General features: G+C 30.5%; 14 protein-coding genes. 7 read left to right on the top strand and 7 right to left on the bottom strand.

Features of this window, described 5'->3' with window-relative positions; translation table 11 throughout:
• Positions 1-44: 44 nt before the first annotated feature.
• The 7 genes from ABNT65_RS06715 (at position 45) to ABNT65_RS06685 (ending at position 10,472) form a co-directional block, all read left to right on the top strand.
• Positions 45-3,251 (top strand): S8 family serine peptidase, encoded by a 3,207-nt coding sequence (locus tag ABNT65_RS06715; RefSeq protein ID WP_348747494.1) that lies wholly within the window; start codon positions 45-47, stop codon positions 3,249-3,251.
• A gap of 433 nt (positions 3,252-3,684) precedes the next feature.
• Positions 3,685-5,676 carry a T9SS type A sorting domain-containing protein gene (locus tag ABNT65_RS06710; protein WP_348707375.1) on the top strand — a complete coding sequence of 664 codons (1,992 nt, stop codon included), beginning with the start codon at positions 3,685-3,687 and terminating at the stop codon, positions 5,674-5,676.
• A gap of 174 nt (positions 5,677-5,850) precedes the next feature.
• Positions 5,851-6,855, top strand: coding sequence for an exo-alpha-sialidase (locus tag ABNT65_RS06705; protein ID WP_348747493.1), 1,005 nt, complete (start codon positions 5,851-5,853; stop codon positions 6,853-6,855).
• 29 nt (positions 6,856-6,884) lie between these two features.
• Positions 6,885-7,631 (top strand): DUF3667 domain-containing protein, encoded by a 747-nt coding sequence (locus tag ABNT65_RS06700; RefSeq protein WP_348707372.1) that lies wholly within the window; start codon positions 6,885-6,887, stop codon positions 7,629-7,631.
• Positions 7,632-7,671: 40 nt separating this feature from the next.
• A complete protein-coding gene (locus tag ABNT65_RS06695; protein WP_348707371.1) occupies positions 7,672-8,022 on the top strand; it encodes a DUF1801 domain-containing protein in 351 nt (116 codons plus the stop codon).
• Positions 8,023-8,116: 94 nt separating this feature from the next.
• Positions 8,117-9,715, top strand: a complete 1,599-nt coding sequence (locus ABNT65_RS06690) for a hypothetical protein (protein ID WP_348707370.1) — start codon at positions 8,117-8,119, stop codon at positions 9,713-9,715.
• 250 nt (positions 9,716-9,965) lie between these two features.
• Positions 9,966-10,472: a hypothetical protein gene (locus ABNT65_RS06685; RefSeq protein WP_348747492.1), complete on the top strand. Its 507-nt coding sequence runs from the start codon at positions 9,966-9,968 to the stop codon at positions 10,470-10,472.
• A 145-nt stretch (positions 10,473-10,617) separates the two neighbouring features.
• On the opposite strand, the gene ABNT65_RS06680 is transcribed toward ABNT65_RS06685, so the two are convergent.
• The 7 genes from ABNT65_RS06680 to ABNT65_RS06650 all read right to left on the bottom strand — a co-directional run bounded on the left by ABNT65_RS06680 (position 10,618) and on the right by ABNT65_RS06650 (position 24,255).
• A complete protein-coding gene (locus tag ABNT65_RS06680; protein ID WP_348747491.1) occupies positions 10,618-11,694 on the bottom strand; it encodes a formylglycine-generating enzyme family protein in 1,077 nt (358 codons plus the stop codon).
• Positions 11,672-13,282 carry a sulfatase gene (locus ABNT65_RS06675; protein ID WP_348747490.1) on the bottom strand — a complete coding sequence of 537 codons (1,611 nt, stop codon included), beginning with the start codon at positions 13,280-13,282 and terminating at the stop codon, positions 11,672-11,674. The genes ABNT65_RS06680 and ABNT65_RS06675 overlap by 23 nt, the downstream gene beginning before the upstream one ends.
• A 24-nt stretch (positions 13,283-13,306) precedes the next feature.
• On the bottom strand, positions 13,307-15,277 hold the full coding sequence (locus tag ABNT65_RS06670; RefSeq protein ID WP_348747489.1) for a glycoside hydrolase family 97 protein: 1,971 nt from the start codon (positions 15,275-15,277) through the stop codon (positions 13,307-13,309).
• 6 nt (positions 15,278-15,283) lie between these two features.
• Positions 15,284-17,125 (bottom strand): glycoside hydrolase family 36 protein, encoded by a 1,842-nt coding sequence (locus ABNT65_RS06665; RefSeq protein WP_348747488.1) that lies wholly within the window; start codon positions 17,123-17,125, stop codon positions 15,284-15,286.
• A 2-nt stretch (positions 17,126-17,127) separates the two neighbouring features.
• The gene (locus tag ABNT65_RS06660) at positions 17,128-19,338 is read right to left on the bottom strand and encodes an alpha-N-acetylglucosaminidase (RefSeq protein WP_348747487.1); all 2,211 of its coding nucleotides are present in this window, start codon (positions 19,336-19,338) and stop codon (positions 17,128-17,130) included.
• Between the two features lie 233 nt (positions 19,339-19,571).
• The gene (locus ABNT65_RS06655; RefSeq protein WP_348740300.1) at positions 19,572-21,107 is read right to left on the bottom strand and encodes a RagB/SusD family nutrient uptake outer membrane protein; all 1,536 of its coding nucleotides are present in this window, start codon (positions 21,105-21,107) and stop codon (positions 19,572-19,574) included.
• 16 nt (positions 21,108-21,123) lie between these two features.
• A complete protein-coding gene (locus ABNT65_RS06650) occupies positions 21,124-24,255 on the bottom strand; it encodes a TonB-dependent receptor (protein ID WP_348747486.1) in 3,132 nt (1,043 codons plus the stop codon).
• Between the last annotated feature and the right edge of the window lie 42 nt (positions 24,256-24,297).

The following is a 24,297-nucleotide window of genomic DNA, read 5'->3' as shown; positions in this document are numbered from 1 at the left end:
AGGTAAATGGGATTTAATGATGCACACTTTTTTAACAAAGAAATATGAAACGTACAATACACTATATACTTGGTATTACTCTAATACTAACAATAAAAACATTTGGACAGCAAAGATTGAATAAACTAGGACAGATTGAAAAAACTATTTGTTTAAAGTTTAAAAAGGAAGAATCAAAAAAATTAGATAAAGCTTTAGTAAGAACGAAAAAAGGAAGTAAGTTCTTAAGAAATAAAAATGAAAAAGGAGTATCTATTGGTATTCCACCTTTTGATATAGTAAGTAGAGCTTTAAAGATAGAGTCTGTAAAAAGAGTTTTTAGACCATCGGGGAAGAATGAAGAAAAACACAGAAAAGCAGGATTACACTTATGGTATGAAATAAAATATGAATCAAATACAACTTTAAAAGAAGCCATAAAACAGTTAAGGAGTAGTAAATCAATAACCATTGCACATGAAGTGTATCCAATAAAAAACAATGATGGAAATAAAAAAATCACTAGCATAAAAGAGCAAGTTGAAAAAGTGAAAAATAGTGTGGTTTCTGATCCTAGGTATAAAGAGCAATGGCATTATAATAATACTGGACAAAAAGGAGGAACCGTAGGAAGAGACATACATTTAGAAGAAGCATGGCAAATAGAGAAGGGAGATAGTAGAGTAATTGTAGCTATTAATGATACAGGTTTAGATACAAATCATCCAGACTTAAAAGGTAATTTATGGGTAAATGAAGATGAAATACCTAATAATGGAAAAGATGATGATAATAATGGATATGTAGATGATGTACATGGTTATGATTTTACAGCAAATTCAGGAAATATTCCAGCTTTAGAACATGGAACCCATGTTGCTGGTACTGTAGCTGCGGAAACGAACAATGGAATTGGAGTAGCTGGAGTAGCTGGAGGTACTGGTAAGGGAGATGGTGTTCGGTTAATGGCATGTAAAATTTTACTAGGAGCTGTAGGAGATATGGGAGCTGAAGCATTTGTATATGCGGCGGATAATGGAGCTATTATTTCACAAAATAGTTGGATGTATTGGGCATTTGGAGCAGGTGACGCAAGAGTCCCTGTGTTGGAAGAAGCTATGGATTATTTTAAGAAAAATGCAGGAGGAACAAATAAAGCAATGAGTGGAGGTATTATATTTTTTGCAGCAGGAAATGAAAATAGAAACATATCGTATATACCTCATAATTTAGATCGCCAAATACTGGTTGCAGCGCTAAACAATAAAGATGAAAAAACAAGATTGACAAATTTTGGGAAAAGGGTAGCAATTTCAGCACCTGGTGCAGGTACAGGTATTAAAGGAATATTAAGTACAACTCCTAATAATAATTATGGTTTTTTACAAGGTACTTCAATGGCATGCCCTCATGTATCAGGAGTGGCAGCATTAGTAGTTTCTAACAATTATGGAAATATAAATCCAGAACAGTTAAAAAGAATATTATTAGAAACTACAGATCCAATAGAGCATATCAATCCCAATTATAATGGTATGTTAGGAACAGGAAGGTTAAATGCTTATAAAGCACTACAAGTAGGAAATGGAGAGGGAATACCCTTAGGAATACGATTGGAAGAAAAAAATAGAAATACCGCTAGGTTAGCTTGGAATTCATTGCAAGGTATAAGTAGTTATACTGTTAGGTATAAAAAGGTAGAATCAAGTAATTGGAGCTTTCAAAATGTAATTTCTAATCGTGTAGATTTAAATAATCTTGAGGAAGGAAAAGAGTACGAATTTCAAGTTAGCACAGCCAACTCTAATGCTTATTCATATATATTTACTTTTATTACAAAGGTGTTAAATCTAGAAGTTCCTACAGGTATTATAGCAACAAATATAAGAGACCGAACTGCTGAGTTAAATTGGAAAATAAGCCAAGGAGCAGAGTTTTATGAGTTAGATTATAAAAAAATAAATACAAATGATTGGAGTACAATTACTATAGAAGAAGGGACAAAGGTTCGTATAGAAGGTTTAGATCAAGATACTACATATGAAGTAAGAGTAAAAGCGATAAATCAAAATATAATTTCAGAGTATTCAAATTTATACACATTTACTACAAAAAAAGCCAAGTGTGGCGCAATTCCTATTTGGGAACCAAAATCATATAGAGTAAAAGGTACACAAGTCGCTTATAATAACATTATTTATCAGAATAAATGGTGGGCACAACTAACGGATACTCCAGGGAAAAGCAGTGTTTGGGAAAAGGTTAGAGAATGTGGAACAGTAGGAAATCAACAACCACAAGTTACAATAATAAATCCTAGTAATGGACAAATAATTGAACAAGAAACTCCAGAGTCTATTACTTTAACTGTAGATGCCTCCGATAATGATGGAACCATAGTTTCAATACAATTTGAAGTAAATAATGTTTCATTAATAGAAGGTAATAATGTTGAATGGACACCAACAAGTTTTGGTAATTATAAAATAAAAGCAACGGTTATAGATGATAAAGGAGCGTTAGCTTTTCAAGAAATAAATATCACAATAAAAAAGAAGACTCTAGGAAATCAATCTCCTCAAGTAACTATAACAAGTCCCATAAATGGAGAAGTCATTGAGCAAAAAACATTGGAGTCAATTACGTTAGTAGCTAATGCTTCGGATGCAGATGGGACTATAGAATCTGTACTATTTGAAGTAAATGATAATAAACTATCAGAAGGGAATAACAAAAGTTGGACGCCTGTTAATTTTGGAGATTATAAAATAAAGGTAACAGTAGTGGATAATAAAGGAGCAACAGGAAGCGATCAAATAAATATAACAATTAAAGAAAAAACAATAGGAGCAACTTGTGAAGGAATTACTGAGTGGAATGCGAATACAGAATATAAAGTAAAAGGTATACAAGTAGCACATAAAGGAAGTGTTTATGAAAGTAAATGGTGGACAAAAAATGAAGAACCTGGAACAGGAGGTAATTGGGGATCTTGGCAGTTTATCAGGTTATGCTCTCAGGATAAAAAAGAAAAAAAACTTACTAAAGTTTATCCAACCCCAGTTGATGAAACTTTGAATGTAAAGGTAAATTCGCCAAATGTTAAAATCACATTATACGATATAAATGGAAAACTGATAAAAGTTTTGCATAAAGGTAACTTAAATGGAAACATTTTTCAATATGATGTTTCCTCACTACCCAAAGGAATATATTTACTACAACTAAAAACTTTAGAGCAAGTGGAAAGGAAGAAGGTGATAATTAAATAAAAAATGAATTAGTAAATTCATAGACTTAAAGAACTAGTTCTTTTTTCATTGAGATGTCTTTAATAGTTTTATTTTGTCTAAAAGTTATTTTTGATTTTTATCAATAAGGATAAGGAAAGTATAATAAATAAAACTATTAAAAACTATCTTTCAGTAAAACATGAGATGGTTTTTTGTTTTTAGAAGTAAATATTAATATAACATTTTCATAAAAGATAAAATTGTCAGAGTAATAAAAAAAATATAAATTGCAAGCAGAAAGAACAAGTAAAAACACATTTATGAAAAACAAGAAGTTAAAAAGTGCTATAGCCAATACATAGTCCATACTATTTTAGAAAAACTAATATACCAATTGTAGTAAATAACTACGAGTGGTACTACTTATTATACGCAAAATAAAACCAATTTTTTAACACCAATCCCAATAACTATGAGGAAAAACTATTTTTTTATACTACTATTAGTAGTTTATTCAATAGGAGCAATTTCACAGAATGTGAACATTCCAGATGCCAATTTTAAAAATTACCTACTAGGTAAAAGCAGTATAAATACTAATAAAGATGACGAGATACAAATTAGCGAAGCAATAGCTTTTACAGGAGAAATCGATTGCTATGGAGATATGATTTCCGATTTAACAGGAATTGAAGAGTTTGTCAATTTAACAGTATTAGACTGTGCAAACAATCAATTAACAAATTTAGACCTATCTAAAAATATAGCATTACAAAATATCGACTGCTACAGAAATCAATTAACTAGTTTAATACTACCAGTAACAAATACATTAAAATATGTTTCATGTTATGAAAATCAATTGACCAATCTAGATCTGAGTAATAATGAAGGATTAAAAAACATTTCTTGTAAAAGTAACAAACTAACAAATTTAGTACTACCCAAAACAACCATACTAGAAAAAGTTAATTGTGATAAGAATGAGTTAACGAGTTTGGATGTAACAGCAAATACAGGGTTGATAGAGTTAGATATAGACGAGAATAAAATAGCTATTATAGATCTATCTCAAAACACAGCATTAAACAAATTTTATGGTAGAGGGAATTATATAAGATGTATTCAGGTTGCTGATGTAGCTGTTGCAGAAGGAAAAGCATATTGGTATAAATCTACTTTAGCAGATTATAATACGAATTGTAGTTTTCCTGCTTTTGTTAATGTTCCAGATGCAAATTTTAAAACTTTTTTAGTAGCATCTGAATACAGAGACAAGAATCAAGATGGAGAGATAGATATACATGAGGCAAGAGAAATAATAGATTTAAATTGTTCAAATAAGGAAATTCAAAACATAACAGGTATTGAAGCATTTGTTAATTTAGAAGCCTTACGATGTTATAATAATCAGTTAACAAAATTAGATGTATCAAAAAATACAAAGTTAAAAACGTTACGTTGCTATGATAACCTAATTTCAGAAATAAATATTAGCCAGTCTCCTTTAATAAAAAGACTTAATTTAGATAATAACTTATTAAGTTATATAGATATTTCTAACAATCCAAATTTAACAGATTTAAATTGTGCAAAAAACGGATTAACAAGTTTAGACTTATCAAAAAATACCTTATTGGAAGACCTATATATTCCAGAAAATCAGTTAGCAAGTTTAGATTTGAGTAATAATCTAAAATTAGATTACTTGGTATGTAGTGATAATTTACTAACCTCTTTAGATATTACAAAAAATACCTTATTAGAACGTATAAGTTTAAGAAATAATCAATTAACTGGTGATTTAGACGTATCACAAAATATAAAATTAGAGTATATAGACATTCTAAATAACAAAGTAACTAACATTGATGTTACTAAAAATACCCTTTTAGAGGAAATATTAGCGGGAGACAATCAAATTTCAACTATAGATTTCTCTAAAAATTTAAAGTTAGAAAGAGTGAGTCTTGATGAAAATAACATAACAAACTTAGATTTTTCGAATAATAAATTTTTAAATTATGTTTTAGTAAGTGAAAATAAATTAGCAACATTAAATGTTAAAAATGGATTTAACTCTAGATTAACTAAACTAATTAGTTATTTAAATCCAACACTAACATGTATTCAAGTAGATAACGTAAGCTTAGCAGAAAGTAAAGATTGGATAAAAGATGCTACGGCAAACTACAGTGTTGATTGTGGTTACTCGGTAGGAGTAGATGAGTTTTTAACAGATGCTATTACTATAGGAAACAATCCTGTTCAAGATTCCCTAACGATTAACTCAGCCATTGATTTAGATATTATCGCTGTAGAAGTGTATAATTTAGTAGGGAAGCAATTAGTAGTTACTAAGGAAACGGAGATAGATTTTAGAAGTTTTTCAAAAGGAATGTACCTATTAAAAATTGAAACTTCAGATCATAAAATAGCTTTAAAAAAGATTATTAAAGAATAAACAGGTGTATAATTAAACTGAATACATAAAAGAAGCTAACTGTTAAGTTAAAAAACAAATAATTCAGTTGAAAAAAATAGGTCTTTCTTAAAAAGAGAGGCCTATTTTTATATTCTAGTTTAACAAAAGTTTTTTAAGTAAGTTTACGTTTTAAAACCAAACAGAATCTTGATTATGAATCTATTCTTTTTATCAAAACAAGAAGTATTAAAAAACGTTATGTTTTTTACAGTTTTATTTTTTGCTTTTAGCTGTAAGAAAACTAAAAAAGACAAAACTTCTTCAAATATAGATTTAAATGTAACCTCAACAAAGCCAAGTTTGTTTGCAGAAGGAGAGGTGTCTACATCTTTATATGAAAGAGATATAGCGATAACTCCAGACGGGAAAGAGTTTACCTATACATTAGGAGATTATAAACAACACAAAAGATGTTTAGTAGTAGTAAAAAAAGAGAACAATAAATGGCAAAAACCAACAATTTTAAACATATCAGGTACATATCAAGATATAGAACCTTTTTATACAAATGATGGAAATCGATTGTATTTTGCTTCAAATCGTCCAATTTATGGAGATGAAAATAGAAAAGACTATAACATTTGGTATAGCGATAGAATTAAGGGAGGTTGGTCGGATCCTGTTGCGCTAGATTCTATAATTAATACTAAAGGCAATGAGTTTTTTCCTGCTGTAACCAAAAAAGGAAACCTCTTTTTTACGGCAACTAGAAAAAATGGTATAGGAAGAGAAGATATTTTTATAGCAAAATTTACAGATGGGATTTATAATGAACCAGAACCTTTACCAGAGACTATTAATTCTAAATTTTTTGAATTTAATGCCTATGTGTCACCAGATGAAAATGTGATGATTTTTAGTTCCTTCGGAAGAAAAGATGGATTAGGAGGAGGTGATTTGTATATAAGTCAAAAAGATAGTGTTGGAAACTGGAAAGAAGCTAAAAATATGGGCAAATTAATAAATTCTAAAAAGTTAGATTATTGTCCGTTTATAGATTGGAATGCAGGAAACTTTTATTTAACAAGTGAAAGAATGGAAATAGATAATATACCATTACAAAATGTAGAATCGTTAAAAAGGCAAGCTAATAGTACTATAAATGGTTTTGGAAATATTTATAGAATAGGTATTAAAGAGTTAGGTTTAGTAGAGTAAAACTTAAAATCAAAATATTTGATGATATAATGAACTGTAAAAATTGTAATGAAATAGTAAGAGGAAATTATTGTAATAATTGCGGGCAACGTACCAATATTGAAAGAATAACTATTTCAAGTTTTATGTATGAAGTAGTACATAGTGTTTTTCAAATTGATAAAGGATTTTTGTATACATGCACACAATTATTAATAAAACCAGGCTTAACTATAAAAGATTTTTTAAAAGGAAAGAGGAAAAGTCATTTTAAACCCATAGGTTATGTATTAACACTTTCTACGTTGTATTTTTTGTTAGCACAACTATTAGGTGAGAATACTTGGATGAATGATGTAGTATTAGGTTTTACAGAATCTGCTCAGGGTAATAAAAATAATAGAATAGAAGTCCCTGTTTTATTTACTTGGTTATCAAAAAACTTTGCCTATACAACTATATTACTATTACCCGTTTTTTCTTTTGCTTCATACATAGCCTTTAAAAATTTTGCTGTAAATTATATAGAGCATTTGGTTTTAAATGCGTATATAACAGGACAACAAGCTGTTTTTTATTCATTTTTTATAATTCTTAAGAAGCTTATAAAGATTGAGATTTTAGAATTAATACCTGTTGTCTTAGCTGTTCTATATACTTTTTGGGTATTTTGGGGATTTTTTAACGAAGGAAATAGATTAGTTAATATACTCAGAACTATAATTGTATATATATTATATTTAATATTCTGTTTAGGGTTACTATTCCTGTTTTGGTCAATTCAAGGGGGAAAATAAATTCTCTACTAACTAGTAACTTGATAAAGTAGTTTACAAAATGAAACCAATAGATCGATTTTATGAGGAAAAAGAAGAACCAATAAAAGGTTGTCTTATGGCTTTAAAAAGTATAATAAAGGATTACCATCCAGATATAGAACCAAGATGGTATTATCGATTACCATGCTTTATGTACAAAAATCAAATTTTTTGTTATTTATGGGTAGATAAAAAAACACAATTTCCATACATAGCAATAGGAAAAGGAATAAAATTAAAACACCCAGATTTGATACAAGGAAAAAGGACTTTTACAAAATTATTGCTGATAGATCCAAAACAAGATATTCCTATAGAAAAAATATACCAAATATTTGATATGGCTATGGAGTTTTACGGAGATAATTAAAAAGATTAAGAGCTTTATAAAAAGAAGAATTACATTGTGGATATAAGCCACCAAAAAGGAATAAAAAATAGTATTAGTAAAATAAAAATATGTTATGAGATTAAAAACCTCTCTGTTCGTAGTTACTTATATAATATCTAATGTAATGTTAGGTCAGGTTAATAATATGGTGAAAAAATTAGTAGAAGTAGAGTTAATTAAACCTGAAGATGAAAATTTATTAAAAGATGAGCTTTCAAAAACGGAAATAATAACCAAAGCACAATATGTTGATGTGTTGTTTCAACTTGAATTTAAAAAACAAACAGGATTTCAATATTCTGAATTAAATACATATTTCGATTTTAAAAGCGAAAAGCTAACTAAAGCTGAACAAAAAGAAGTAAATAATCAGCTTGTTGATTATGTAAAGAAGCTAAACAAAGTTCAAATAATAAATAATAAACAGTTAAAAAAGCAGATATATGAAATAAAAGATAGCAATTATGCACATTTATTTCAGATGCTTTTAGATATAATAGACCAGGTAGCCTTTGATTACTGGTTGTCAAATAGTAAAATAAACGAATTTCGTATTAAGCTTTACAATAATAAAATTATTACAGAAGAAGAAAACAAACAACTTGAATTGGCAATAAATACCAATACAATAAAATCTCCTTTTCAGATAATAAAATTTTGCAAGAAAGCTCGGTTTTTTGATTTGTCAAAATACTCAAATAATCCATTTGTCTATTTAAAAGAAATTCATCAAAAAACTTCTGAAATTTTACCAGAATTAAGTTTTAATAAGTTTAATTACCAAATAGAAAAAGATTCTTTACATGCGACTAATGGTTATATAACAAGTTATGTTGTTGTTTCTATCGCATCAAATGGAGAAGAGTACAGGTGTAAAAGTTTTATCGATTCGGATAGCATTGGAGGTGAACTGGGCTATTTGGGTAAGATAGAGGAACAAGAATATTATCAAATTTTTAATAAAATTCTAAGAGATTTAAACTCTTCTTATAGGCTACATTTAATAAGCTCATCTAATAGTTATAGAGAATGGAAGTCTAACCAATACTTTGGAATTGTAGCTTTAAAAGAGGATCAAAGAGAAATGTTTGAAGTTATAAACAGCCACTGGGAGCTTAGTTATGAAAACTATAATAATGAATTGAATACAAAAAAAATAAGAAATATAATTGAACAGTTTACAGTATTAGGTTTGTTAAATCATTTAGATAAAGAGGAAATAGGTAATAGTATAATAAAAATTAAAGAGAAGAAAATAAATAGTAAGAATGACATTTTAAAAACTTTTGCTAAATCAGTAATGTCTTTTGATTTTGAACTAGGGAATCTTGATAACCCTTATGAAGAAATGATTGAAGAGTACAAAATTATTTCTCACAATGATTTTAATCCAATTAATATCAAAGATAATTTTGATATACAAAAAGATAAGGTAGTTGTAAGTTTTGATTTTAAAGATAGACATTACCAAAAGGTATTTAGGGGTGATGGTGATTGGGTGGATACTGCTTTTTTTGAGTTTATGAATAAGATAGTTATAGAAAATAATTTAAAAGGGAGGTTTTATAGTTTGGATGGAGAAGGGAAAACAATAGTCTATTTAACAAAAGACCAGTATAATGTAATAAAGAAAAAGAAGCTTTTAGAGTTTGAAGTACCATTTGTAAAGTAATTCCCTATAATTTTTCCCGAAACGTTGCCGCATAAGTCAGGAAGGTTTCGGGTATTACCTAATTTGTTACTACCTTTTGCGGGAAGGTTTCGGGTAAAATAAAAAAGACATAATTTAAAGGCAAATAGATGTTTTCATGTTTTTTAGGTGAATTTTTTATATTACTTTGTAGGAGTAAGACACCTAAATAAGTATAAGATTTAATAAAAATCTGGTTATGAGGATTAAAATAGATTTGATATTGAGTTAAATGGATAATAAAGAAATAAAAGCATATAAAATATTTTTTACAGCAAGTATATTTTTAGGTTTTGTAAGTATGTTTTTTGGAATTATATATTATGAAAAAACTTTTATTAATGGTATGTTTTTAGTTTTTGTAGCTATAATTCCTTCACTATTATACTTTTTATTTATAAATAAAAAGTATAAAGAGGTTTATAATTCAACTTTAGTTATATACCCATTAATGCAAAGCGTGTTTTCAATAGGTTTTTTAATTGTATCATTGATTCTATTTGTTAACTGTTATTTTTCCTCAGTAGAAAGTAATATGATAACTCGCAAGATTATTCATGCAGGGAAACAAGGAGGAAGAGGTAAGCAATCTTATGGTATAATAAAATATAAAGGAATAGAAAAAAAGATACTTTTTAATAAAGATGTAATAATAAAAAAATCAGCTTATATAAAAATGAAAGTATCAAAAGGAGGGTTAGGTTTTTATATTATTAAAAATAAACAGATAGTTAATTAACCCACTTTTTAACTTAATAATGTTTTACATTGAAAAAATGTATCTATATTTAATTCTATTGAATAGTCGGTTTTTTGGTATTAATTCATTCCCGTTTTTTACGGGAAGGTTTCGGGTAAAATGTTTTAAAGAAGTGTAAACCTGCTTATTTCTGGTTATTTTTTAGCATGGCTACAGTAGCTACTGTTCTAAAGCCAATATGCTCCGTAGAAGAATTAACATCACTATTCATTTTAGCTGAGATTCGGTAACTAGCACAATAGGATGCATGGCATAAAAAAGAACCTCCTTTAATAACTTTTTGATTACCATTAGAAGTATTATCAGAAGAAAAACAAAAAGTAGGGTTTTTAATCGTTTGTTTAGAAGAAGCTAGCTCTCTATTTCTATTTTCATAATACCAATCAGAAGTCCATTCCCATACATTTCCAGCCATATCATACAAGCCATTAGTGTTTGGAGGAAATTGTTTTACAGGAGCCGTACGCTCAAATCCGTCATCAAGTGTATTAGAATACGGAAAATTACCATTCCAAGTATTTGCTTTTTGAGCTAGTACAGTAGCATCGTTCCCCCAAAAATAAATATCACTATTATTTTTTCCTCTAGCTGCATATTCCCATTCAGCTTCGGTAGGTAAACGTCTATTAGCCCATTTACAATATGCTATAGCATCCTCATAAGCAATATGAATTACTGGGTGGTTTTCTTTACCCTTTATAGAACTATTAGGGCCTTGAGGATGCATCCAGTTGGCATTAAGAGTCCATTTCCACCATTGATGATAATTAGTACGGTTTACAGTAGGCTGGGCTACCTTTTTAAAAGTTAGTGAACCAGGTTGTAATAGAGAATCATGAGGTTTTGGAGTGCCAATGGGGAGTTCTTTTTTTAGCTCATTCCATTTAACAGGTCTTTCAGCTACAGTAATATAACCAGTTTCTTTAATAAATTTAGAAAATTGTTTGTTGGTAACCTCGGTAATATCTATAAAAAAACCATTCATTTCTACGTTAAATGAAGGCAGTTCTCTAGACAATGCTAAACGATCATGAGGAACAGCACCTTGAGTAAAAGTTCCAGAAGGAATCCATATCATTCCCTCTGGTGTCTTTACTTGTTTTTCAGAAGGGTTTTTACAGCTAATATTGCTTAAAAAAACGAGTGAGCAATATAGCATATACCCTATTAACTTCCAACTATTTGTTTGATTGATTTGCATTAACTTTTACTAAAGGATCTTCTTTGCCAATAAAGGTAGAATCAATTAATTTAAATTTTTCACGTTTTAAATAAAACAGCTTACTAGCTAAGTTAGGAAATTTTTCTCTTAATATTTTATATTCTGGATTAACAGCATGCTTGCCCCATATACCTAACATTAATTTTAAATTTTCTTCATTTTCAGGATATTGCCCTTTGTCATCTGTTGAAGAAATCCAATTGTTTAAAATGGCAGCATGTTTTTGTAATATTTCTTTATGTTCAGTACTTTTAGCTAGGTTGTTTAGCTCGTAAGGATCATTTTTAAGATCGTATAATTCTTCAGTAGGACGCTCATCTGATAAAAACCTTGCTTGTTGAGGAGTTAGTTTGTTTTCAGTATACAACTTTCGCATAGTTTGAATAAAAGGAACGCTGTCCACATCCATATAGGTAGGTTGATAGTAAGGTCTATCCGTCATAAAATTACGGATGTATTTATAGTCTTTTGACCGAACTGCTCTAATACGATCAATGGTAAAATCACATCGGTCTCTAGTTGCAATTATATAATCTCTATTAAAATCATTAGCAAACATATTTTTTCCTTCTACGTTATCAGGTATTTTAATATTAGCTAAGGCTAAAGAGCTAGTTCCAATATCTAAGCCACTAATTAAATCTGAATTGGTAGTGCCAGCAGTTAGTTTAGGGTTAGATTTTGTAAAATCTGCAATAATAAAAGGTACATGAATTCCTCCATCATATAAAAATTGTTTGTTTCTAGTTAAACGCATTCCGTGGTCAGAAAAGAAGAAAACAATGGTGTTTTCAAGTACATTTCCTTCTTTTAATTTTTGAATAATTTTCCCAACACGTTCATCAGTAATTTGAATAGCGTCTAAATGATTGGCATATTCTTCTATAATGGTTGGATGATTTGGAAGGTAGGGAGGTAGTATTATTTTACTTCTATCTACAGGAGTTTTAACACGTTCTTTAAACTTAGATGAAAAGATTTCTTTTCCGCCATACAATTGAACTTGTCCAAAAAAGGGTTGTTTTTCTTTTAGTTTAGAAAGATCTAAACGAACACCGCTTTTTCCATACAAAGGGTGCATGTAAAAGTCTTGACTATACAAATCACGACGATTATAAATAAAATTATAATCATCTTTTCCATTATTAAAAGTAAAATACCCTGCTTGTTTAAACACTTCAGGAATGGTTTTTAAGTCCTCAGGAAGTTTAATACCTGATTCCTTAGTTCTTGAACTATGGTGGTTATGAGTTCCTGTAGTAGTAGACATAACGCCTGTAATAATACTAGAGCGACTGGCAGAACAAACTGGCGCAGGCATATATGCGTTTTTATAAGTTACTCCTTGTTGTGCTAAACTATCAATATGAGGTGTTTTTATAATGTCAGTTCCATAAGCACTCATTAAAGGAGCTGTATCTTCTAGAAAAAGCCATAAGATATTAGGCTTTTTGGTTTCTTTATTCTCGTTTTTAGTAGGTTTTGTTTTACACGAAGAAAATCCTGAAAAGAGAATAAGTATATAGAGATATAGTCGATTTTTAGAAGTCAAAATAGTTGATTTCATAATATTATAATAAAGTTAGATAGTTTATTGTTTTTTAATAATAGCTGACCATCCTCCGCCTTTGGCAAGTTTGGCAGTTAATGTGTCTTTTGAAGTAATAGTTTTTGTTATTAGTTTATAGTCTACAGCATTCCTATTTGCATTGGTTCCGTCTTTAAATATTTCTATCTTATAAGTACCTTTTTTTAAAAAAGAAAAATCAATGGTAAGTTCTTTTTCAGTTTCATTGGTCATTGCGCCTATATACCAAGTATCTTTATATTTTCTAGCTAAGGCAATATGTTCTCCTAATTTAGCATGTAACACCTTAGTTTCGTCCCAAATTGTAGGAATTTGAGCAATAAATTTAGTAGTAACATCTTCTTTTAAATAATTACTAGGTGAATCACAAAGCATTTGTAGCGGACTTTCATATACTACATACATAGCTACTTGATGTGCTCTAGTTCCTTTAGCCATTGGTCTTTTCCATGAGATTTTAAAATTAGCATCGTGTGCATTTCGCATAGCACCAGGCGTATAATCCATAGGACCCGCCACCATTCTAATAAACGGTAAAGTAACATTATGAGTAGGGGTAATGTATTTAGCCCATTTATTATTTTCTGCACCTTTTACACCTTCACGTGTTAATACATTGGGGTAGGTTCTTCGTAAACCAGCAGGTTTATATGAGCCATGAAAATCAACTAGTAATTCCCTGTCTGCACAGGCTTTGGCTACACGTTCATAATAAGTAACCATCCATTGATCGTCACGTTGCATAAAGTCTACTTTTATTCCTTTAGCTCCCCACTTTTGGTAGCTGTCTAGGGCTTTCTCTAGCTGTTGCTCTAAAGAACTCCAAGCAACCCATAAGATAAGACCAACATTTTTAGATTTACCATAGTTAATTAATTCTATAACATCAACCTCAGGCATAATACTTAAAACATTACCTAATTTATACCAACCTTCATCAAGAATGATATATTCAATACCGTATTTAGCCGCAAAATCTATATAATATTTATAAGTATCTGTATTGATGCCTGCTTTAAAATCAACGCCATAAATATTGTTGTCATTCCACCAATCCCAAGCAACTTTACCAGGTTGTATCCAAGAAGTGTTTTTTATTTTATTAGGAGCTGCTAATTGATAACTAAGTTGGTTAGTAATTAGGTCTTCATCATTCTTTGCTATAGCAATAATTCTCCAAGGAAACGTTCTAGTACCTTTTGTTTTAGCAATATAAGGAGCAGTTTGTATAGGTTTTAGGCTTCTATCGTCTTTCCATCTTTCAAAACGATTAACTTTAGTTTTTAAAACAAACTTAGGAAAAGTAGCTTTTAAACTATTGCTTTTGTTACCAGTTAACCACATACCAGGGTAGTCTAATAAAGCCGTTTCAGTTAATAATATTTTTATATTGTTTTTTGAAGAAACTAGAGTAGGTAAACTAGCTAAATCTTTAGTAGTTAATGTATCTAAAGCATTGTGTTCATACAAACGCTCATTATGTGAAAAAAAAGCGGCCTCTCTAGGGAAATAAGTTTTGTTATTTTGTGTAAAGTTAAACGTAGCTTCCTCATCTTTAACAATAATATCTTCTTTAAATTTTGTTTCAAATTGATAGGCAATACCATTATTGTAAGCTCTAAATCGAACAAGATATTTGTTCTTAAAAGTTAAGGTTAACTCGTTATAGATGTCTTGAATTTCTTTACTTTTTACACGAAGTACTGGTTTTAAAACTTGATTAACATTATTGGTTTTAGCAGTTACAATTATCGGTTTTTTACCTAAGTTAATACCATTGTCTAAAGTCAACGATAAACGAGAATCATCCATTACCAAATTATTATCAACCCAAATAGAGTATGAGATATGTTCACTAACAGTAATAATAGTTCTAATAGTTTTATCTGGAGAAACTAAGGTATAGTTTTGACCAACTATATATTGTGTAAAAAGAAACAAACAAATCTTTAAACAGTAGGCTAATTTTTTCATAAGAAATTAGTTGTTAATAGGATGAAAAGAAATACTTCCAGAAGCAGGTATATCAAAACCATATACCCCTTCTTTTAAGGTTATTTTTTGATTAGAGATTAATTTTCCCATACAATTATGTATATAACAGTTGTATTTTTGTTTGGTTCCTTTTACATCAAGAATAATTCTTTTAGATGATTTTGCGTTAATAATATCCTGTTTTAAATGATGATCAGTTTCAAGACTGATAGTTTTTGTATTGTAGGTTACTGTAATTTTTTTGTTTTTACCTTTAGCTTCAATTAAAGGATAGTTTTGTTGTGGTTTTTGAGGAAGAAATTCACCTTCTAACAAAATACTTCTATTTTCTAGCCAGTACTTAGTATAATAACGAATCATTTGAAACTGTTCCTTAGGGATGTCTGCTAATCTGACTGATATTTGAGGAACTGAGAACAATACATTTAAAAACTGCAAAGCAGCAACTTCTACAGGTTCGTCATAATGCCACATAATCATATCAGAATGTACAGCTGTTTTACCACTAATTAAGCGTAAATCAGTTGTTTCAATTCTATTGGTAACTGCCATATTGGGACAATCTGAGGCTCTAAGCATATTCCCATACTTTTTCATCAAAGGTCCCGTATACGGCTGTCTGAATTCTATTAGAATATCTGATTTTAAATGCTTTAAAGAAGCCATTAAATCAGTCATTAATTTATCTGTAGCTTCATTTACAGAAGCAAAATCCATCCCTTCTTTAGCTACTAATTTAGTGTCTTTAAAAGCTTTAAACCAACCAATAAAATCTAGTTTAAACCCATCTAAATTCCATTCTTTTACTGCTTTAATATACGTGTTGATAATAAATTTTCGTACTTCAGGATACCTTGGATCAACGACATAAGTTCCTTGACCTTTCCAATGAGTAAGGAACTTTCCTTTCATTTGGTTGTAAACACTTGACTTTTCACCAACAAAAGGAACAGCATACCAAAGCATAAATTTCATATCTAACTGATGTACTTTTTCAACTAATGATTTTATACCTTTTAAACGTTCCGCTTGCCAATCACCAGTATAGGCATAACCTCGATTGCTATCTAAAGTTTGCCAGCCATCGTCAACAATAACGGTTTCGTATCCCATGGCTTTAGATTGTTTACATTCTTTTAAAATGGCTTCTTCAGTTACATTTTGATGATAACTATACCAGGTAGAATATACAGGTAGTTTTGCTGCTTCAGGAACTTGAGCGGGTTTATAAATAGGAAAAGTTTCCCACCAGGTATTTACTTCATTAAGAGAAGTGGTATAATTAATAGGTCTAGCATCTAAACGGAGTTGTACTGTGTATTCTTTAAGTGCTTTGTGTTTTTCAGTGAACAATTGCACTTCATTATAAATCATACCGTTTTCTTCTTTAACAGAGGTGCTTGTAATTGCTGTATTTAAAGCATCTGATACCGCAAAAGTTTGTTGATTTATATCATCAAAACCAAATAGTGAAATAACAGGAGCATGCCTAGCTAACATTGATTTTACTTTAGCTGGTCCCCAGTCAGGTGTAATAGTTTTATTAAAAAAAGCTTTACTGCTCCAGTAGCCAGCTATATTATTTGAAGGAGTTGACCATTTAATAGATAGTTTTTTGGGGGTAAATTGTTGATTGCTTTTTAATGTAATGGAAGCAATGGCTAAACCCTTTTGAATATTTGCTGTTTTAATATCAATTGATGCATTATTGGAAGCATAATTAATAGTAATATTATTATTTAATAATGTGAAATTTTTCTGAGATTCTTGTGCGTTTATACATGTAATAAAGCAGAAAAGTAGGGTGTGCAGTAGAATTTGTTTCATGTTTATTTTGAGGATAGATTATTTTTATATTGGTTAAATAATTCAATTGATTTTCCCAAAGGGTTAGAAAAAGGTTGTATTGATGTATTGTATGGAGTTACAATCCATTTTTCTTCCCACTTTCTCATGTGTTGTTTTCGTTCATTAGAGTTGTCGTTATGGTAGTTTTCCCATCTAGGTATGTAATAATCTTTGATAAGCCCATTCCAAACACGTCCAGAATAATCGTTTACAGGGTCGCCGCCCCAAGTTGTAATCAATCTCTTAGCATTAGATTCGTAATAATTTTTTTCTTCTTTAGTATCTCCCCATTTTCTAGCAAAATCTATCCAATCATTTAATTTTCTATTAGGGTGAGAAGCTAAAAGTTTATCTATATTAAAAAGAATATGTAAAGGTTCCTTTAGAGGTTGCTCTTGAGAATTATCTAAAAAACGCAATAGTTGTTGGTCTGCAACTAAACCTAAATATTGAGTTACCATTTCAATAGCATCATAGGTATAAAGAGAGCTGTTTTTTAATTCTGGAGCACATTGTAAGAAAGCTTCAACAGCTTTACCAAATTCCAAAGAATGATGTACAGTTGCGTGATCTTCTACACCTTCAGGTTTGTGATAAGGTCTAAATTGATAACGATGCATTGGGTGATCAGTAAAAGTACCATAAGCAGACTTACGTAGCCAATCATAAGCTGTTTTCATGTTTTGAGGGTAGCTACCGTAGCGTTGAGTTGCGTAATTGGCTAACCAATTATCAAGGTTTATAGGTTGTGTTCTCCATGCAACATCAGATAAAAGCTCATAAATTAGTTCGTTATTTTCAATTCCCTCAGGAGCGAAACCAAAACCTATTAAATTCTTTTTGTTCTTATAATTTAGTGCATCAAAAGGGATAGAAGCATACGTGTTTAATTTTCCGTTTAAAGGAATTTTAGCTCCCATGTTTGGTATAAAAGAATAAATCCATTTTTTGTTAAAAAAACCATCATACATTTTCCAAGAAGGAGGTATTTTCCAAAAATCATGATTGTATTCATTGGCTAAATCAAGAATTAATAATTTATCATCAGGTACTTCAGATACCAAAGCTTTTAATCGTTCAGGAGTCCAAAAAAGTTTACCGTTTTTTTTATGATAAGGAAATGTCCAACCTTGCATAACCCAAGTAGCGTTAGGGTTAGCATTTTTAATAGATTGGTATACAGATTTTCCATAAGAAGCTAATTCGGCAAGTGCTTTTTCAGGTTCGTTAGAAAGAGGTGCGTCCATTTCATTAAAACTATCAGCTAAATAATATTCAGCTTCACCAAATTCTTTTTCCCATTCTTTAATATAAAGCGAACCAATTTCTAAAAATAGTTTACTAGTAGGCGAAAGGATAAAACCATTGTTTTCTAATGGTAATCCACCTCCCCAACCTAATTCTCTTACTTCTGCATCAGGAAAAACTCTTTTAATCCCTTTTGGGACAAAACCAGCAAAAGCATGAATAATAGGTGTTATATTTAAAGTACGCATTCGCTCTAACATCTGATGGGTGAGCTTAATCTGTTTTTGAAAGTAGCTTTTAGGTAAAGTACCGTCCCAACCATTTAAATTTCCCATTCTGTTCCAAGGGAAATGTGCTGGTCCTGAAAAATATTGATTAATTTCTTCTTCTTGTAATCCTATTTTTTTAAAAACTCTAGCTAAAATAGCCTCATGTGCTCCGCCTATTAAAGGCATATTGATACCATGCAAAGTCATCCAGTCAATTTCTTTTTCCCATCGTTCCCAATCCCAATAAGGAGTGGAGTAGCCATGAGTTACTACATTAAAATAATATCTGTATTGATAAGGAGATTGTACTTTTCTGTTTACAGGAGGAAGAGGAGAAGGAATTTGAATATTTTTTCCTGACCAACTATAAATACTATTACATTCATTTTTTAAATAATCATACACACCACGTATAAGTGCTACAGGAGAATTACCTTGGACTAATATTGAATCATTTCTATTTTCTAAAGAAAACCAGTCTGTGTTGGTACTGTCTTTAATTAACTCCAGAGAAAAGTGATTGCTATTTTTTGTTCCGATACTTCTATTTAGAACATTTTTAATAGTCATCATGGTATTGTCTTTTTGGGTTAAAGAAGATTGTTTGTTTGGTTTACATCCTAAACAATAAATAGTTGTAAATAGTAGTAATAGTTTTGTTTTTGAAAGGATCATTTAGTAGTTGTTGGCAGTGAGTTGTATACTAATGTAAGTGAATATAATTACAAAATAAAATTAGAAGACAACCTTTTGTAAAGGTGTTAAAATAATATGGTAACTAGGTTAATAAATAATTAAAATAAGCGCAAAACTTTAATTAAAAAGGAACAGCATGTATTTCTAAATTAAATTTCTTTCTTTTAGTTAGTATACATGCTGTTTTTATTAACTTGAGTTAATTATAGTTCTTAGTTTACTTCATTGTTATTATTAATTTCTGATAAAGGAACGGGTAAGTATGCGTGTGAATCAGATGAAAAACCGGTTCTTCCACTTGCATTCATAGCATTGTCTAACATTCCCCATCTTCTTAAATCGTAAAAACGAACAGATTCTAACGTTAACTCCATTGTTCTCTCGTGAATAATTTGGTTTTTAACATCATCTTTAGTTGTTACTGTAATTGGAGGCATTAAACCATGTTTAGCTCTTATTTCATTAATTAAATTAATGGCTTCATTTGTAGCGCCAGTTTCATTCAATGCTTCAGCATACATTAATAGGACATCTGCATATCTCATTAAAGTGACATTAAGACCTATATATGAATTGTTTCTGACATAATTAGGAAGCCATTTTCTAAAATATACTTTATTGTCATTGGTATTGTTATACTGGCTGTTCATAAGTGCATCCCAAGTAGAGCCTTGCATTTGTGATGTTGAGGTATCATTGTAAAAAGGATCTCTAAAATAGATGGTTCCATATAGTCTATTATCATATAGTCCATTAGTGGCTATCATTCCTTCAGATTTCATAGTGGTTTCTAAAGCTTTAGTAGCTTCAATGCCGCCCCATCCTCCAATAGACCAATCACCTATGAAGGCGTGAAGTCTTGTGGCATTCCATGAATTAGCATCTCCTGTTTTAAACTGTAATTCAAAAACAGATTCTTGATTATTCTCATTTTCACCATTAAAATTACTTAAAAAATCAGGCTCTAAACTGTAGTTTCCTGAGCTACCATCAGTAACTTTTTTAAATGCATCAGCAGCATTTTTAAAGTCATTAGTGTCAGCGGAACTAGCATCGCCTGCTTTATGTAGATATGCTTTACCTAAGTACGCATATGCAGCTCCTTTAGTGGCTCTTCCAGCTTCGGTCATTTCTTTGTTTTGTAGCATTGAAGCTGCGTCTTTGAAATCTTGAATGATAGCTTGCCAAGCTTCAGGCCTTGAAGCTAATGCTTTATCCAATGTTTTTTCTGAAATAATTTCAGTTCTTACAATTATTTTTTCATAGAGAGTTAATAATTTAAAATGATAATATCCTCTTAAGAAAGTTGCTTCTCCAATAATTTGTTTTTTATCGACATTAGAAATTTGCTCAGGTGTCATTTTATTTACCTTTGTAATTACTTGATTAGCAAAGTTCAGTCCTTTATAATTAGTAGTCCATAAAACATTAATAAATGTATGACCATTGGTGTAATTAAAATTAAATATTGACATCCAATGTGCGTAGTTTGAAGCATCTGGACCAGGTAAAGCATAGTCTGATCTGAAATATTCAACAACAGGTCTTCCTTCTTGCCATCCATCCCAAAAGTTACTTCTTGATTCTAATTCGGAGTATGCAGCGGTTAATCCAGCTTGTGCATCAGCTGCATTTCTCCAGAAAGAACCTGAAGTTAATTGATCAGGAGATTTTTGATCTAAAAAAGTATCATCATTACATGAAGTAAAAATGATTACAGTTAATAATGTGATTATTATATTTTTCATGTTATAAATTTTTTAGTTAAAATTGAAGTTGAGCCCCAAGAATTACAGATTTAAATTTTGGGTATAATGCTCTGTCAATACCTCTAGATAGGATAGAACCTGCAACTTCTGGATCTAGTCCACTATAATTAGTAAATGTGAATAGGTTTTGACCAGTTACAAAAAAGCGTAGTTTGCTTACATTTATGTTTTCTAGAATGCTTTTTGGAAGTGAATACCCTAATTGAATTGTTTTAATACGTAAGTAGTCACCTTTCTCTAAAAATCTAGTAGAGGCTCTATTGTTTCCGTTTGGATCACCAAGTACAGCTCTTGGAATATCTGTATTTGTGTTAGAAGGAGTCCATGCGTTTAACGCATCAGCTTCAAAGTTTCTACCAGTATCTAAGCCTAAAGACTGAAACCTGTTTCCGTTGTATATTTTATTACCTCCAACACCTTGAAAAAAGATATTAAAATCTATTCCTCTATAATCAGCTGTTAAGTTTAAACTGTATTCGTAACTAGGTAAAGCGCTACCTTGGTATGTTTCATCTTTATCATCTAATATACCATCGTTATTTTGATCAATAAAACGGATGTCACCTGGTTTAGCATCAGGTTGTAAAGTGCCATTTGGATCATGTTGATCTATTTCTGCTTGTGATTGAAAAATACCATCTGCAACAGGTAAAAAGTAAGCGCCTGGCTCGTATCCTACTTTGGTTTGATTAACAAAATGATCAGCACCAAAAAGGAGTCCATTACCTTTTAATATTTGATCAGCTCTACCAAGCTTTGTAACTTCACTATTTAAAGTTGAAAAAGTAGCAAAAGCAGAAAATTTAACTTCGTTAAAAGTGTCGTTATAGCCTAACTCAAATTCAAGTCCATTATTTTCAAATTCCCCTACGTTTACTACTGGATTTCTAACACCGCTAGAAGGAGCAACTTCTTTTACTATTAATAAATCTTTAGTTTGTGTATTGTAATAGTTAATAGAACCTTTTATTTTTCTATTCAGTATAGAGTAATCAATACCAATGTTTGAAGAAATATTAGTTTCCCATTGTAAATCTGGGTTTTCTAAGTCTCTTGCAATACTACCTGTAGATGAAGCTTGAGGAGTGCCAAATACATATCCACCATCCCAAGAATTTGGACCTTGAGAGATTAAAGCTTGATGTGCATAATAATTCAAAGCACTATCATTACCTGCTTGTCCCCAACTATAACGAAGCTTCAAAAAATCAAAAAAGTTTTGATCTTTCATAAAACTTTCTTCAGTAAGTTTCCAACCTAATGCAAATGAAGGAAAGATACCGTACTTACTGTTTTTACCAAATTTTGAACTTCCGTCTCTTCTTACACTAGTCTGAAATAAGTATCTATCTTTAAAAGCATAATTAATTCTACCAAATTGAGAAACAAGTGCATATGTAGCATTGGTTCCTGTTCCAGAAAAAGTAGCACCAGCAACTCTAAAGGCATTTAAGGTTTTGAAGTTTTCATCAGCCAAAGCAACAGGTTCCTTATCATCTAGGTCTCCATTTCCATCTAAATCAGTATCAGAAATTTTCCATCCTTCAGCTTGTGTGTTATTTTCTCTAAAAGGTTCATTTATTCTCTGATAACCAGCAAGTACCTCTAAGTTATGGTTGTCGGTCTCAAACTTGTAGTTAATAGTGTATTCTTGATTATTTCTTCTAAAGTTACTGTCGTATTCTGAAAGAAAGAAGAAACGATCAAGTTCGGCACCATTTCCATCAGTAATTTTAAATGGTTTGTGGAAATTATTAGTGAAATTTGATAAATTAGAAATAGAATAATTAGCGCCAAGAGTTAGGTTTTTAAATAATTCATATTTAACACCAACATTGGCTAAAAAATACTTTAATCTAGTGCTTCCTTCATTAAAAAAGTCTTCACCAACAGGGTTTCTGTGGTTTGGTATATCACCATCTCTATAACCAAAACCAGACTCTTTTGAAGGGTCGTATATTGGAATTAGTGGTGATATTTGGAAAGTTTCTCTTAACGAGAATTGATGAGTGCGTCTATTGGTTTCTGAATAATTAAAAGCACCAGTAACGGTTAATTTTTCATCTTTAAAAGAAGCATTTGCAAAAATTCCTCTTTTTTGAAACTCTGAGCCAATTAAAAGACCAGTTTCATTTGCGTAATTTCCACCTAAGCTAAAATTTAACTTGTCAGAAGCTCCACTTACTCTTGCATTAAGTATGTTTAAACTTCCGTCTCTATGCGTAGCATCTACCCAGTTAGAATTTATATTAGAAGGATTAGTAATGTAGTTTTTTAAAGTTTCACCTGCGTTCTCATACATTTGCCTGTGAACTTGTACATAACCGTTAGCGTCTAATAGATTAATTTTTTTTCTTTGTGTGTTAAAGCTATATGATTGTTCTATATTGACAGTAATTTTACCTTTTTTTCCTTTTTTGGTAGAAATTATAATTACACCATTAGCGGCTCTTGTACCGTAAATAGCAGCAGAAGCAGCATCTTTTAAAACTTCTATTGAGTCAATGTTACTAGGATCAATGAAGTATGGGTCAGCTTGGACACCATCTACAATAAAAAGAGGTCTGTTGTTTCCAAAACTACCAATTCCTCTAATTAAAATATCAGCAACGCTACCAGGAGAACCAGAGGAAGCAGTTACTGTTACACCAGCTACACGACCTTGAAGGGCATCGGTAGGGTTTGTTGTTGTTACTCTTGTTAGCTCTTTAGACTTAACTTGTCCAACAGCTCCAGTAACATCACTCTTTTTTTGGGTACCATATCCAACAATAACTACTTCATCTAAAGCTTGAGAGTCGTCTTCAAGTGTTGTATTAATAATTGTTTTGTTGCCAACTATAATGTTTTTCGTTTTAAATCCAATATAGCTGAAAATTAGAACTGTAGATGATGAAGCGTTTATTTTGTAATTTCCATCAAAATCAGTTTCTGTTCCTTTTACGGTTCCTTGAATAATTACGGATACTCCAATTAAGGGTTCTCCATCTTGTCCAATTACTTTACCTGTAATTTCTTTTTGTTGTGAAAAGGCAATACTCACTATCATTAAAAAAAACACTACTAGTAGGTTTTTTTTTGTGATAAAAAATAGTGGAATACTCTTTTTTAATTGTTTTAGTGTCATAGTAAAATAGGTTATTAAATTGTTTTCTTTTACCGTAAATAC

Origin of the sequence: Tenacibaculum sp. 190524A02b (genome assembly GCF_964036645.1) — a bacterium.
In the GTDB taxonomy this organism is placed as follows: Bacteria; Bacteroidota; Bacteroidia; order Flavobacteriales; family Flavobacteriaceae; genus Polaribacter; species Polaribacter vairaonense.
The sequence above is the reverse complement of the archived record's forward strand: the minus strand, read 5'-3'. Positions and strand labels throughout refer to the sequence as shown.

Bases quoted from the DNA above. Each gene is read 5' to 3' on its own strand.
- ABNT65_RS06680 (WP_348747491.1), bottom strand. From the start codon at position 11,694: ATGCAAATCAATCAAACAAATAGTTGGAAGTTAATAGGGTATATGCTA.
- ABNT65_RS06650 (WP_348747486.1), bottom strand. From the start codon at position 24,255: ATGACACTAAAACAATTAAAAAAGAGTATTCCACTATTTTTTATCACA.
- ABNT65_RS06710 (WP_348707375.1), top strand. From the start codon at position 3,685: ATGAGGAAAAACTATTTTTTTATACTACTATTAGTAGTTTATTCAATA.
- ABNT65_RS06695 (WP_348707371.1), top strand. From the start codon at position 7,672: ATGAAACCAATAGATCGATTTTATGAGGAAAAAGAAGAACCAATAAAA.
- ABNT65_RS06670 (WP_348747489.1), bottom strand. From the start codon at position 15,277: ATGAAAAAATTAGCCTACTGTTTAAAGATTTGTTTGTTTCTTTTTACA.
- ABNT65_RS06660 (WP_348747487.1), bottom strand. From the start codon at position 19,338: ATGATCCTTTCAAAAACAAAACTATTACTACTATTTACAACTATTTAT.
- ABNT65_RS06700 (WP_348707372.1), top strand. From the start codon at position 6,885: ATGAACTGTAAAAATTGTAATGAAATAGTAAGAGGAAATTATTGTAAT.
- ABNT65_RS06715 (WP_348747494.1), top strand. From the start codon at position 45: ATGAAACGTACAATACACTATATACTTGGTATTACTCTAATACTAACA.
- ABNT65_RS06705 (WP_348747493.1), top strand. From the start codon at position 5,851: ATGAATCTATTCTTTTTATCAAAACAAGAAGTATTAAAAAACGTTATG.
- ABNT65_RS06655 (WP_348740300.1), bottom strand. From the start codon at position 21,107: ATGAAAAATATAATAATCACATTATTAACTGTAATCATTTTTACTTCA.
- ABNT65_RS06690 (WP_348707370.1), top strand. From the start codon at position 8,117: ATGAGATTAAAAACCTCTCTGTTCGTAGTTACTTATATAATATCTAAT.
- ABNT65_RS06685 (WP_348747492.1), top strand. From the start codon at position 9,966: ATGGATAATAAAGAAATAAAAGCATATAAAATATTTTTTACAGCAAGT.
- ABNT65_RS06675 (WP_348747490.1), bottom strand. From the start codon at position 13,282: ATGAAATCAACTATTTTGACTTCTAAAAATCGACTATATCTCTATATA.
- ABNT65_RS06665 (WP_348747488.1), bottom strand. From the start codon at position 17,125: ATGAAACAAATTCTACTGCACACCCTACTTTTCTGCTTTATTACATGT.